General features: G+C 46.7%; 13 protein-coding genes. 6 read left to right on the top strand and 7 right to left on the bottom strand.

Translation table 11 applies throughout. From position 1 onward, the window contains the following. Nucleotides 1–5: 5 nt before the first annotated feature. Both B5D50_RS14970 and B5D50_RS14965 read right to left on the bottom strand, forming a co-directional pair. Nucleotides 6–317, bottom strand: coding sequence for a HesB/IscA family protein (locus B5D50_RS14970; protein ID WP_078923466.1), 312 nt, complete (start codon nucleotides 315–317; stop codon nucleotides 6–8). Continuing rightward, nucleotides 314–1720: a cobyrinic acid a,c-diamide synthase CobB gene (locus tag B5D50_RS14965; protein ID WP_078923465.1), complete on the bottom strand. Its 1407-nt coding sequence runs from the start codon at nucleotides 1718–1720 to the stop codon at nucleotides 314–316. Before B5D50_RS14965 ends, B5D50_RS14970 begins: the two co-directional genes overlap by 4 nt. A gap of 139 nt (nucleotides 1721–1859) precedes the next feature. Here B5D50_RS14965 and B5D50_RS14960 point away from each other — a divergent pair, with 139 nt between their 5' ends. After that, complete coding sequence (locus tag B5D50_RS14960; RefSeq protein ID WP_078923464.1) at nucleotides 1860–2189, top strand: hypothetical protein; 330 nt, start codon at nucleotides 1860–1862, stop codon at nucleotides 2187–2189. 71 nt (nucleotides 2190–2260) lie between these two features. Here B5D50_RS14960 and B5D50_RS14955 read toward each other — a convergent pair whose 3' ends face one another. Then, nucleotides 2261–3187: a hypothetical protein gene (locus B5D50_RS14955; RefSeq protein ID WP_078923463.1), complete on the bottom strand. Its 927-nt coding sequence runs from the start codon at nucleotides 3185–3187 to the stop codon at nucleotides 2261–2263. A 183-nt stretch (nucleotides 3188–3370) separates the two neighbouring features. Between B5D50_RS14955 and B5D50_RS14950 the strand changes: the two genes are divergently transcribed. Beyond that, on the top strand, nucleotides 3371–4351 hold the full coding sequence (locus B5D50_RS14950) for a hypothetical protein (RefSeq protein ID WP_078923462.1): 981 nt from the start codon (nucleotides 3371–3373) through the stop codon (nucleotides 4349–4351). 9 nt (nucleotides 4352–4360) lie between these two features. On the opposite strand, the gene B5D50_RS14945 is transcribed toward B5D50_RS14950, so the two are convergent. The 3 genes from B5D50_RS14945 to B5D50_RS14935 form a co-directional block, all read right to left on the bottom strand. Continuing rightward, nucleotides 4361–4972, bottom strand: coding sequence for an exosortase H-associated membrane protein (locus tag B5D50_RS14945; protein WP_078923461.1), 612 nt, complete (start codon nucleotides 4970–4972; stop codon nucleotides 4361–4363). Next, the gene (xrtH, locus tag B5D50_RS14940) at nucleotides 4969–5499 is read right to left on the bottom strand and encodes an exosortase H (protein ID WP_078923460.1); all 531 of its coding nucleotides are present in this window, start codon (nucleotides 5497–5499) and stop codon (nucleotides 4969–4971) included. Before xrtH ends, B5D50_RS14945 begins: the two co-directional genes overlap by 4 nt. A gap of 130 nt (nucleotides 5500–5629) precedes the next feature. Next, nucleotides 5630–6859, bottom strand: a complete 1230-nt coding sequence (locus B5D50_RS14935; protein WP_078923459.1) for a serine/threonine-protein kinase — start codon at nucleotides 6857–6859, stop codon at nucleotides 5630–5632. 644 nt (nucleotides 6860–7503) lie between these two features. Between B5D50_RS14935 and B5D50_RS14930 the strand changes: the two genes are divergently transcribed. The 4 genes from B5D50_RS14930 to B5D50_RS14920 all read left to right on the top strand — a co-directional run bounded on the left by B5D50_RS14930 (nucleotide 7504) and on the right by B5D50_RS14920 (nucleotide 13165). Then, nucleotides 7504–8928 (top strand): hypothetical protein, encoded by a 1425-nt coding sequence (locus B5D50_RS14930; RefSeq protein ID WP_078923458.1) that lies wholly within the window; start codon nucleotides 7504–7506, stop codon nucleotides 8926–8928. Between the two features lie 19 nt (nucleotides 8929–8947). Further along, nucleotides 8948–9145, top strand: coding sequence for a hypothetical protein (locus B5D50_RS14925; protein WP_078923457.1), 198 nt, complete (start codon nucleotides 8948–8950; stop codon nucleotides 9143–9145). Nucleotides 9146–9780: 635 nt separating this feature from the next. Further along, the gene (locus B5D50_RS20865) at nucleotides 9781–10032 is read left to right on the top strand and encodes a DUF6923 family protein (RefSeq protein ID WP_407701254.1); all 252 of its coding nucleotides are present in this window, start codon (nucleotides 9781–9783) and stop codon (nucleotides 10030–10032) included. Continuing rightward, nucleotides 9944–13165 (top strand): CshA/CshB family fibrillar adhesin-related protein, encoded by a 3222-nt coding sequence (locus B5D50_RS14920; RefSeq protein ID WP_078923456.1) that lies wholly within the window; start codon nucleotides 9944–9946, stop codon nucleotides 13163–13165. Before B5D50_RS20865 ends, B5D50_RS14920 begins: the two co-directional genes overlap by 89 nt. A gap of 35 nt (nucleotides 13166–13200) precedes the next feature. On the opposite strand, the gene B5D50_RS14915 is transcribed toward B5D50_RS14920, so the two are convergent. After that, on the bottom strand, nucleotides 13201–13461 hold a 261-nt coding region (locus tag B5D50_RS14915; RefSeq protein ID WP_143594377.1), incomplete at its 5' end, for a zinc ribbon domain-containing protein.

The following is a 13461-nucleotide window of genomic DNA, read 5'->3' as shown; positions in this document are numbered from 1 at the left end:
ACTAACTAGGCCTGTGGGGGGCGATAATGTGGGTCATTTGGATTCATAAAGACAAACTCCATCTGCCCCTCGATATCCACAAAATCTAACCAAGCACCTTGTAATAACGGTGCTGAGTCGGCATCAATAATCACACTCACCTCGTCAAGCTCAAGCAAGACATCGCCCACTTGCTGAGCATCATCAAAGCCCATTTGATAGTGAAAATGTCCATCGGCTTTGCGCTCAGCTGCAATCCGCAACGGCAAACCTTGTGCTTGCGACTGCTGCGCTGAAATTTGAATTTGGGTGATTGCCTCTGGGGTAATCGTCATCATGCGGCTTGTTTCCTCTGGTTAGCCTGCTTACGCACAAACTCCATAAAACGCTGTGCCCAAGGATAGCGATGGGTATGACGCAAATGAGTATACGAAGCTAGCAGATTTTTATACACCCAACCATCATGTTCACCATCAATCCCCTGACCACGCTTTACTTTATACGCATACTGCCCTTGGCCTGTCACTGTTAAATTTTCGAGACGCGAATAATGAAACTCATGGGCTTGCACTAATTCAGATCCTACCCCGTTGTTAGGCCAAAGCATGGCGGCGGTTTCTTCTAATTGCACATAACCGCGACCTTGTGGTTTTGGATACATGACTGCATCACCCGGAATAATGCCTACCATCTCAGCGTGCTGATTATTCCACTGTAGGCTGCGTGCTAAATACATTAGACCACCGCATTCCGCATAAGTTGGCAAACCCGCCTCAATCGCTGCACGGATAGATAGACGCATACTACGATTCGCGGCTAGTTGCTGCATCTGTGTTTCAGGAAACCCACCACCGATGAAGAGGCCATCTAAGTCGGGTAACTGGGTATCCTGTAAAGTATTAATGGTAATCAGCTCAGCACCCGCTTGCTGTAAAGCCTCTAAATCACCCGGATAGTAGAAACCAAAGGCCGCATCTTGGCAGATACCAATCCGTAGCTTAGTGCTGCTGTGCAAGCTATTCTTAAATAAAGGTGGCTGAATCCTTGTTGGTAACTGGGGTGCTTGTTGTGCAATCGAGATAAGTTGAGCGAGATCAACTTGATCGGTGACTAGAGCACGCATTCTGGCAATCTGTTGCTCAGCATCTAAGCGCTCGTTACTGGGCATTAACCCTAAATGGCGCTCTTCGATCTGTAGTTCGGCAGATTCCTGTACCACACCTAAAACCGCAAGATCGGTAAAATGTTCGACGGCTTGGCGTAGTTTTGTCGCATGCCGACTGCCACCGACCCGATTGAAAATCACCCCGGCAATCTTCACTTCCCGATCAAAAGCCACATGCCCCAAGAGTAGAGGTACAATCCCCCGTGTCATACCACGGGTATCAATGACTAAAATAACAGGGGCTTGCAGGAGCTTAGCTAAGGCTGCATTACTATCTGAGCCATCCAAGGATAGACCATCATAAAGCCCTTTATTGGCTTCAATTAAGCTTAAGTCTGCCGTATGTCCATACTGTTGAACACAATGAAGCAACTCGTGCTCGCTAGAGGTATTGAAATCTAGGTTATGGCAATGACGCTGACTCGCCGCTGTTAGCCATAAAGGATCAATATAATCGGGGCCTTTTTTGAAGGGCTGAACTTGCCAACCTTGTTGCTGCCAAGCTGCGCATAGGCCAATCGACAACGTAGTTTTGCCAGAAGATTTATGCGCTGCAGAAATAAATAGTCTTGCCATTTATGCAGTGTAGCTTAAGTGATTACGAGCCTACTGCTACCCAAAAGAGAGAGTAATTTTACCCATAGAGATAGAACAGTTTTCAATAGAATGAGGTCACCATCCTAAAAAGGCCAGTACGTACTTTGCGAGACAACTAGTGGGCAACCAAGTCGGTGCTTATCTTGCTCACGGTGTAGCCCAAGGGGTGGTCTCGGTCTTGCAAGGGGGCAAGTTTGGGAGTGGCTTCTTTGGGCATTTAGCGGGTGGTATACAAGCCTTTGGAGCACCCAGCACTGGTGGCTTTGGTGCGATGGTGGGGCGGACGATGGTGGCGGCCGTCGTGGGGGGTACAGTGTCGCAGATCACTGGGGGGAAGTTTGCTAATGGCGCGTTGACGGCAACGGAACGTGGGGTGATTCATATACATCTCCTGCAAGGTGATGCGGATTTCTTCAGGGATAGGTTGAGCAAATTTCAGCGACGATAACAGCATTTTTTAACAAAATGCCGACAGATCAAGGCTAATTACTGCAAGACGTTAGGCTTTTAGAAGTTTCCTTAATAACCCTGCTTAACCAAAGTATAGAATGCTGAAATGAATCGCACATGCCCTTCATAATTCTTATCTTTCAATAGAATATTCGGTCGCAAGAGCATCGCGGCTAAGTGATTATCCCAATAGGCTTTTAGAGGAGAGGGTTTCGTATTTGGAAAGTTGACTGGAATACTAATAGAACTTAAATCATTTAACCCTGCTTTAAATAAAGCTTTCTTAAAATGCCGCAATAAAACTATATCGTTAAAGCGACCAAAAATAGCTAAATTATTCCCTCCACCCGGCATTAATAAACTAAAGTAGCGCCATTGCTTAGAAATATAAGCCGCCTCAGGCAAACGCAGGCCGGGCATAAACACTAATACCGGATCATCCGCAGTCGCTTTCGCCTGTAGCAATTGTTCGGCATGGGCAAGGCTGACTTGGTTTAAGCTCGTTTCTAAACCATCAACTGGATGTAAGAAAATGGTTAAATTGAGCTGTAGAGCCGTGGCATCCTCTTCTTTACTAACCGCCTTAGCTAATTCGATCAGACTTAGAGTTGTTTCAGCCACTTCTAAAATGGGCTTTTCAGTCACCACATAATGCAACACTACATAAAGCTTTTTCGCTGCTGGATTGCCGACTCTTAAACGTAAGACTTTTTGGCCATCGCTACGATCATTTTGCTCAAGTGAGCCAATGGCTGACAAACGGTTAGCCAACTCTTGAGCCGTGCCTTCAAACCGTGAGCTTGTATCATAAGTGACAGGGATCGCTAATAAAGCCCGTAACTCTTGCTCCAAAGCACTCCGCTCAAGCGGTAATTGTTGTTCATTAGCTTGTGACCAATTCAACACTGGCTGGGTCAAAACCCCCACCAAAATCACAGTCATGACTAACAGTGCAATTAAGAGATCAGTGACACGACTGATAATCCACTTAACCATCAAAAATCCTTATTAATTAACCACTCAGCTATCAGTTAGCGATAAGCGCAGGGATTTGCTTGCCTCATCAGGTCTCAAGCATAGACTATTTTGCTCATCAGCGACTACGAAAGAAACTTCGCAGCCGATAAGCTGCTTACAAAATCCAGCCAGTCTCTGCAGCAAACCTGATATACTCAGCTGATGGATCAAAGCCTTTCTATTACTTTGGTGCTGGAAGGTGGATTAGCCAGTAGCTACTTAAGCGTTCAAGATAATTACAGTAGTCCAGCACAAATTTTCAATGTACCGATGGAGTTTATTGATATCGGTCTGCTGATCGCTAGCGCCCAAACGACAGGCGATTACTGGATGGTGACTGCTTCACCGGATAATCCCCGCTTTCAAATTGAATCCGCTATTTTTGTGCGCCACCGAGAGGGGAGCGTCTTGTGGGATCTAGTGTATGAACATTATGAACCCTTCCTCAATATAGAACTTGAAGAAGAAGCGGAAGAGTATGAAGAAAATATCATCACCTTTTCTTTTGATGCTTTTCAATACGCGAGTGCTTTATATCAAGCCAGTCAGCTCGGCCAACACCTTGCCCCAACTATCTTCTCCTTACCAGAAGATAAGCCAGATTTAAAAAACCCATTGCGCGAATTAGCCACTTATGCGCCTCGCTTAAACATGCTTTGGCAAAAATATGGCCAAGCTAATGAAATGATCAAAAATGGTCGGCCTACACATCAACATGACCATTTTGCTTTAGAAGCTGAAAAGCAATGGCTGCAAGATTTGTTAGATACCCTTGATGAAGCCCAACATGAGGAAGCGTTTGAAAATCTGGATGCTTATCTCGAGTCCTTACCTGAGGACATCCAGACCCAGCTCGAAGGCAATAGCCAGCCACTAAAAGAGATTCTGGATCAACGCTGGAAAGCCTTAGTCAATTCGCTGACTGAAGAAGAATCCGAGGCTTTAGAAAATCGAGAAACCGCCAGCCGTTTTCCGAACAGCCTAAAACTACGCTTGATGCGTGAATTTTTAGAAGGAAATCCGTCTGTACTGTTGGGTAATGCGCATCGAAGTGCGATCGGTGAACGTGAAACACGGGATGACAGCGATAAAGTTGTTGATTTACAAAACTGGAAACGCAATCGCAGCCCTGAACCTCTCTAGCACAACCTGTTAATACGCCAAAATGCGCTGCAATTGTGGCGCTAGCGTTAGCAAAAACTTTCGATTTAAGGCCATCCAAATCACGAGCGGAGCGATCATCGGTAAAATTAAGGTGCCCATTTGATAAGCCAAAGCAATCATCTCTAGCATCCACGGACTTAAAGCTTGTTGCTGCTGAAAAGCTAAGCCCACATCAAAACTTAATACTTTCAGTACACTAAAAAACATACTAAAACCTGCAATCGGCAACCATAGCAAACCACCCCAGCCTAATTGCTGCCATTTATTGGTGGCCGGAGTGGCCAGAATTAAAGCCATGAGCAGAGGTAGGCTATAGGTATAAATTAAGGGATTTAGATGAAAACCCATTAAATCATCAGAAACAGGCGGTGAGACAATCACACCTGAGGGATTTGTGCTGAAATTAGACGCTAGCACTAAAGTACTACCATCCAGCTTTAGCCATAACACTGCTTGTGGAAACGTCCATTGCAATAATTGCTCAGTGACCCAAGTCAGTGGTGCTAAATGTACAAGTGCGGCTAAATACCAAAGCGCAAAGCTGATGGGTAGAAACACCAAGACACCCAGCATAAACCTTTGAATAGGGCGATGCTTCATGCAGCTTGCTCCTTTAGGTCTGAATCCTTGGTTGAATCAAGCCTTGAATCCTCGGTGGGTAAATAGCGAATCCAAATGAGAAAGACCACCAAAGCATCCAGCATGATTAAGGCTTGCCAAATATATAAATGAGCCCAATCAAATAGCTCACGACTCCATTGACCTAAATAGAACAGACTCATAATCCGTAATAAATTCAGACCTTGAATCGCTACAAACCCCCAGAGTAAACCTTTGAGCTTATACAACCAAGGAGCAGGAAAAGCACCAATCGCGGCCAATAAGACAATCATCGCCTCGACCCCATTACAGCCCGGCTCAATCGAAACGGCGAAGCCCGTTGAACTATGACGAATCACCTTACCCGATGCGAGCACTTGGCTATCAAAAAGTGACATAAACCAACCGCTAAGATCCGCTAGTAAGGCAGTCCAAGGCAAAATCAGTTGTTGTTGCACAGGCTGCAACATTTCTAAACCAAACAGTCCCGCCTGAGCGAGCATAAAGACAACAAGAAAACGTATCATATTGATTTTTTATAAATTAACTAATCAGCAGGTTTAGCTAGCCCTTCTCTACACTATAACAAAAAATAGCTTTCGATAAAATAAATATTTGAATTAATTGATAAGACTTATCAACCAAGCAAGTAACCTATTAAACTGGATGCTCGGCTAACCAAGCCAAGACCGTCTCAGCTGAGGTTGGACGTTGCTCAGGCAATTTAGCCAATAAAGTATTCAGCAAAGGTTGATAGCCTGCTAAAGCGGTAGGTAATTGAGGCAGCGGATCAAAAAGCTGTTTTTGTAGTATTTCGCCTAAATTAGAGCCAGTATAGGGTTTTTCACCCACTAGCATTTCATACAACAAGATACCTAGGGCATACAAATCGGATTGAATCGTCGCGGGTTCACCGATCACACGTTCGGGGCTGACATAAAAGGGCGTGCAATAGATTTGATCCTCTTGCAAAAAGCCACTACTGAGCATCACGCTACTTTCAATACCATAGTCTAAGAGGACAGGGGTCGTATCAGCGCGCATCACAATATTCGAAGCTTTCAGATCACGATGCAATAAACCTAACGCATGGATCACCCCAAGCGCTTCAGTAATTTGCTTAAACCAAGCCAAGATAGTGGCTAAAGTTAGCTCACTGTGTTGAGTCAGCAATGCACGTAAAGTTTGCCCTTGCACATACTCCATGATAATGACGACTGCATTACAGGATACGCCCACATCCAACAAATGCACTAAACCGGGGTGTTGCAATGCGGTGAGTAATTTAGCATCTTGCAAAAAACTCGCAAAAGCCTGATTGCCCACACCACTGACATCAAACTTAAAACGCTTAATTACCGCGAGCTGGTGATGGCGGTTTTCAGCTAAAAAAATAATCGAATTATCACTATTATGCAGTAGCTCTTGAAAATGCCATTGAGGTAAATGGAGTGGATAACGTTTTAAGGCGCGACTCACTTCTAACAAATTATCTAAGCAGATGGCTAGTTGCTGAGGTGAAGCCTGTAAAGGTAAAGCAAGATCAGCCCCTGCCCACACCACTTCAAACCCTAAGCTCTCATCCTCAGTCAGGACAATCACCAGCGGCAAACCCGCCCGTGTGCGTTGAATACTCTGCAACCAAGCCAAATCCGGCTCAATGACTTCGGTGGCGATAATCACTAAATCATATTTCTGCCAATTGAGAGTTGCCGCTAGTGCAGCCAGCCCCTCAGGGAATAAGCGTTCAATCAGCGCATTCGGAAAGCGTTTACGGAGAGTGAGTTCAAGATCTAAGCGTACTGGTGATTTACTCTCAATCAGTAAAAATTTTAAGCTAGGCTTAAAGCTAATTTGTTCCGTTTCAGCAGAAAGCTGATAGTCCACACATAAACTCCACGCAAATTTAGGCCAACTGTTTTAGGCTAACCGTTCGATTTATTGGTTTTATGTGAGTTTAGGTCAGGAAATTTGATTTTTCCCAATAAATCCTACCAAAGGAAAGGTTAAGCGGCTGTAGAGTATGCATTCCCCAATGACATGAAACTACGCATCGAGCAGGGGGAGCGATTTTATTATCCTGATGTAATGCTGGTGGAGTGCAGACAAGGAGCAAACAGCTATCGGGTGGGACTGTGTCTAGATGATATTTATGAGGATGTGCGCTGGTAGGCGTATACCCTAGACCACCCACACTAAGATCTCCAAAAGTGTGTGACGCTTGCTCCATTCTATCCGAGAATCCTTCAAACCTGAGTAATTTACTAAGATTACTTGACAGGCTTATTTTTGTAGGTAAAATCAATGTTTAATTTATTAGCAAATTAATTAAATTTATTACTAGCTTAGTTTTGATAAGATCTATAAACTGATAAAAAATTTCTCACTCAGGCCAAGTTTTTTCAGATTGAGCAGTCTGAAGCGACGGTCATGAAATGAATAAAAATAAAACAAGGCGGGTTTGAAGTCCTTCGACGACCCATAGCATCCTGATGGCTAGTTGTAGACTGTTGCCTTAACGAGATCCAGTTATGCAATTTTTTTTCAGAAAGTCGGAAACCTCCGTTTGCCATTCGCTGCGCCCGCTGATCTTAGCGCTTAGCTTATACTTCGCAATTGGCATTGGCGGGGTGGCCTTTGCAGCGGATATTGACAACGATGGCGTGATTGACAGCAGCGATCTGGATGACGATAACGACGGTATCCTAGATGTGTATGAATGTACCGGTGGAGCTGCGACCGTCTCCGGTTCCAGTTGTCGCACCCAGAACGGTAGCTCCAGCGGTGGTACTAGCTCTGCATCCAGTTCCTTCGGTATTTCCTGTTCAGGTGCTCCCGCCACAACCGATGATATTATCCGTTTCACGGATGTGAGCAGCACCTCAAGTTTTATTGGCACTATCAATATTGAATTCCAGGAGCGAGTGGCGGGTACCTACACTCCTGTTTCGACTATTACCTATCCCCAGTTCAATGGTTCAGGTAATGGTTTGTATCATTGGTCGATCCGTAATCCGAGCGTCAATTCCCTGAGATTACGGTTTATCGCTACGGGATCGGGTACGTACAGCATTAATTACTGTATTGCAGGTTGTATCGTGTGCGAAGACACCGATAGCGACGGCATTCCCAACGCCGAAGATCTCGATAGCGATAATGATGGCATCCCCGATAATATCGAGGCACAAAGTACCAGGGGTTATATTGCGCCAGCGGGTACGGTCAATAGTGAGGGAGTAGACCTCAACTATGTCGGTGGTTTGACTCCCATGAATAAAGATGGACTGGATGAGCCTGATTACCTAGATCTCGACTCAGATAATGATGGCCTGAAAGATATTGTGGAATCCGGTGCAGGCTTGACTGATGCGAATAATGATGGTCGGACGGATGGTGCGGTGGGCATCAATGGTTTGGACAATACCCGAGATAACGGGGATAGCTTTGTGGATGTTAATGGTAACTACGACAATACACAGACTGATAACTTTACCGATGCGGACGGCGATGTCAGTACCGGCGGCGATGTGGATTACCGGGATGTGCCGCCGGTACAACGGGACTACAGTGATGCACCCGCCAGCTACGGCGACACCAACCATGTTATCCTCAACGGCCTTCAGTTGGGGAGTCTGCTGGATGCCGATGCCGGGTCACTCGCCTCCTCCGATGCGAAAGGTGACGATACCAATAATACGGATGATGAGGATGGTGTGACATCATTCCCAACACTCACTTCCGGTGCTTCCAGTTACGCCGTGAACGCTACAGTGACCAACACCACGGGCAGTGCAGCCACTTTATATGGCTGGATAGATATGGATGGCAATGGCACATTTGATAATGATGAGTTTACTAGTGTTGCCGTACCCAATGGCACAAGTGGCGGGACGGTCACCTTAAATTGGGCGAGTATGCCTGGCCTAGCCGCAGGTACTACCTTCGTCTGCTTATGAAAATATTGGTGATGGCCAGTTGGATGAATTGATCGTCTATGACCGTGTACCCACCTATACCCAATTGGTTGGGGCGAGTCAGCAATGCGGTACGACCCCACCTGAACTTTCTGCCTGTACCTCTTTCATCTCAGGCGAGGACTTGGAGTGGAGTTTTACGGGGCAGCTGCGACCCGGGTCGCAGGGTGAGGTCTTTTATGATGTGATCGTCGAATAACTAGACTGTCTCAATAACTGCAAACAGAAAGGCGCTACGGCGCCTTTTTTGTTTAGGGATGATTGATGATTAGCCATCTACTGATTAATTCTTGTTACAAAAAAATTAGCCGCCTCAGGCTCTAGCAAGCTTTTTATATCTAGAATCAATATTGAATTTATGGGCTAATTAATTTTTTATATTAAATAATCAATACTGATCGACAAATAGATACGAGCTTGACAAAAGGCGTGAACGCCTACCTCAGTCCTTGTCAGGTTAGCGTCTTGTCATGAATGAATAAATAATAAAAAGCCAGCTTGAAACCCTCACTAGTTTCAAGCCGCTGTTTGAATGGGGCTTATTATGCAATTTTTTTCCAGAACGCTAAAACCTTCTGCGTGTAGCCATTTGCGGTTGATTGCACTCGCTTGGGCATTAGCGGGAGAACTTCAACCGGGCGCTCAAGGGGAGTTATTCTTTGAGGTAAGCATAAAATAGACCGTCGAACCCATTTTTCTAGGAAAGCAGAGCAGTTATCTGCTCATCGCTTTGCACGCCTACTCATATGGATTATTGGGCTAATTCTAGGCCTGAGTCTCAAGGGGGCAGCCTTAGGTAGTACCCCCTTCACCTGTAGCAATGAACTGTTACAAGTGTATGGTACTAACGGGAGAACAGCCATTGTCGACCTAAATAACCATACCCTTCAGAATCTACCCAATAATGTGGGTAAAGAGGTGAATGGCTTTGGCTACCGTGCGAGTGATGATTTTCTTTATGGCTTTGATGTCACTAATCAAAATTTGATCAGGATTGATGCAACCGGTCAAGGCACTGATTTGGGTGCACACTCCAGCTGCAGCGGGTGTATTTGGTCCATCCGGCTATTTATATATCCGCAGTAATACTAATTTGCTCACCATCAATGTGGATACCCGTACTGTGGTGGCAACGGTACCCATTACGGGCAATAGTACAGGCTTTGCCAATTTCTGGGATATGGGTTACAACCCCATCGACCATCAGCTTTATTATTTAGCGAACAATAGCAAATTGTTCAGGCTAGACCCTAGTACGGGGATTGCAACCCTTATCGCTAATACAGGCATTAACAATAGCGTCTATTTTGGTGCGCAAATGTCGGACGCAAAGGGCAATCTGGTGGTTATCCGTAATGACAATGGTCGAGTTTATTATATCGAGACCGCCACCGGTGCTTGGTCTTTAGTGGGGTATGCGAACCCGGCTGATACCAATGACGGTGTATTCTGCCCAACAGAATACTTCCCCTTTACTGATCGCTCGGATGCTAAGCTCAGCTATGGTGAGGCAACCCATACCTTGGCACTTTCGCTGTATCTAGGCACAAACATCGACAATGACCCAGCGGCGCTACCAAGTACCAACGCAGATGCGGATGGTAGTGATGATGATGGTGTCACGACTTTCCCAACCCTCAGCGTGGGCGCTAGCAGTTATACGATCCCCGCTGCCAACCTAACGGGCAGCGGCGCCGGTACCTTGTATGCCTGGGTAGATTTCAATGGCAATAACAGCTTCGATACTAACGAATTTGCAAGCGTACCCTTCAACAATGGTGCAACCGGTCCTTTGAACTTTGCTAATTTTGGCACAGTGATGGCAACAGGAGTCACCACTGCGCGTTTCCGCCTGACAACCGATACGTTAACCGCAGCCAATTTTGCCAACACTGCTAGCGATGGTGAGGTGGAGGATTATATCATCACCGTTAATTCACCAGCCTTGATTAATTGTGGAACAGAATTCAGTGGATCAGGCTCAGGTTATGCCACGGGAGGCTCTGGCATTTATCCTAACGATATTTTCTGGCTCGACTGGTCATGTGGAGCGGTCAGTCAATTCAATCCCGGTAGTATCGTTAGAAAAAGCTGGACACTAGGCAATGGTCTGCAAATCAATGCTCAAATCTCCAACATCACTGCAACACTCACGTCTTATAACACCGGGTCTGAGTCCGGCGATCAGCTGGATAATCTGTATAGCGGACTCAATCCTTTAGGTCTAGCGAATCTTAATGCAGGGGCAGACCCTAGCTACACCATAACCTTTACTACCACCCTAAATGGCCTAGGCCTACCAACTGATATCGTCACTGCCAATGCAGAAGATACTGGGGCAGCCAATGAATCGCATACCGTGACAACGGATGGGATGGCGTGGCAACCCATTGAAGCCACTGGCGCACTCAATGCCCAGTTTTCGAATGGTGGCAAGACCGTTTTCATGAGCGAGATCCCCGCTGCTAGCGGCGGCACACTGCTAAGCTTTTCCAAAGAGGTATCCAGTGTAATGGTCAGTATGCTAACCGGTGGCAAGCAAGCACTTGCTTTTGGAGTCTGGTCTAACTTTGACTACGGTGACCTTCCCACCGGCTATCCCGCTAGCCAAGGCCATTATCTGCGTAAGACAGCCAGTGGTGGCTCAACTCCCACGACCTTGACACCTGTGTCTAATCTCACGATGGCAACCCTCTCCGATACCACCGATTACTATTTGGGTAGCATCAAACCTGATGCAGATACTGGCGACCAACCTTCGGCCCATTCAACAGGGGACAACACCACGGGTGTGAATGATGAAGATGGAGTCACTATGCCTACGTTAACACCTGGCCTAACAACTAACCTTGGCGCGACCGTTAAGGGTTCAGCAGGCTATTTGCAAGGCTGGATCGACTGGAATGGCAACCAAAGCTTTGAGAGTATCGAACAGGTAGCGCTGAATCTGCAAGACAATGCCGCTGGTGATTTGAATAGTGCCACGGGTACACTGACATTTAGTATCACTCCACCTGTCACCGCCGTGACTCCGACCGTCTATGCCCGCTTCCGTTGGTCAAACAGCGCAGACTTGGATGCCACTAGCGCCGTGACCACTGGTGAAACCGAAGACTATGCGCTAACTTTCAATCCTAGTGGCTTTACGATAGCAGGTAAGGTCTATCATGATGCCAATGTCAACGGTGTCAATAACAATGAAACCGGACTCAAAAATATCACGATGGTTCTCTACGACAAGGCAGCCAATACTTGCCGCAGTACCCAAACAGCCGCCGATGGCAGTTATCGCTTCAGCTCAGTACAATCAGCCGCTGCCGATAATTACCTCGTGTATGAAGCCGCGACAGCAAGCCTGCCACAACCCAGTATTTGCCCACCTGTGGCTGCTGATCCGAACGGCTATGTGTCCACAACCTCGAACAGTGTGACAGTCACCGTCAACACAGCATCGGTCAATGGCATAGATTTTGGGGATGTGAAACTACCCCAGTTCACGCTTGAGCATAGCCAAACGATTCTACCCGGTTCAACAACTAGCTACCCACATCGTTTCAGTACACCTGCTGATGGCTCGGTGAGTTTTAGCCTAGCAGAAGACGCCGATCCCAATCAGCTGCACTGGGGAGCCGTCTTATTTGTGGATACCAATTGCAATGCAGTACTGGAGGGTGGCGAAGCTCAGCTCTCAGGTAGCCTCGCCGTTAGAGCGGGTGAAACAGTCTGCCTGCTCGCTAAAGTCCTAGCCCCAGCCAATGCCAGTGATGGGGCAGCGCATACCTTGAACCTCACCAGCCAGTTTAGCTACGGTGATGGCAGCCTAGTAGCTGCTGTGGTGGAGCAAACCCTCAGCGATGTCACCCTTACCCATGCAGGCTCGACCAGCCCCATTGCAGGTGCAGGCAAGCTAAAACTCAGCAAATCAGTGTGGAATATGACACGTAATATCCAAGGTAATCTCGCCTTACCCGGAGAGACCCTACGCTATACTATTAGTTATGAGAACCTAGGGAATGGCCAGCTAAACGAACTGATCATCTATGACCGTGTGCCCGATTTCACTCAATTAGTAGGGGCTAGTCAACAGTGTGGCACAACACCACCTGAACTAAGCACTTGCACACCGACCGTCACCGGAGTAGCTCTAAAATGGAGCTTTGTAGGGCAACTTCAACCGGGTTCACAGGGAGAAGTGTTCTTTGAAGTGACCGTAAATTGACCTTCTCCCCCGACTAAAGTCAGGTGATTCCTCATTCATCGAGCGTTGGAGGCTGAGCATTTCCCAGCCCCACTGACACACTCTCCAAAGGCTAACACCGAGAGTCCCTCGGCTTTAATATTCTTTGCAGCATTCTGGTCACGGTGATGATGGGTATGGCATTGTGGGCAATCCCAAGCACGTACCGACAGCGGCAAAATATCGAGTTTGAAACCACAGCAGGAACAGGTTTTAGAACTGGGCTTCCATTGGTCAATCTGAACCACGGTGCGCCCATACCAAGCGGCTTTGTAGTT

Origin of the sequence: Thiothrix eikelboomii, from assembly GCF_900167255.1 — a bacterium.
In the GTDB taxonomy this organism is placed as follows: Bacteria; Pseudomonadota; Gammaproteobacteria; order Thiotrichales; family Thiotrichaceae; genus Thiolinea; species Thiolinea eikelboomii.
The sequence above is the reverse complement of the archived record's forward strand: the minus strand, read 5'-3'. Positions and strand labels throughout refer to the sequence as shown.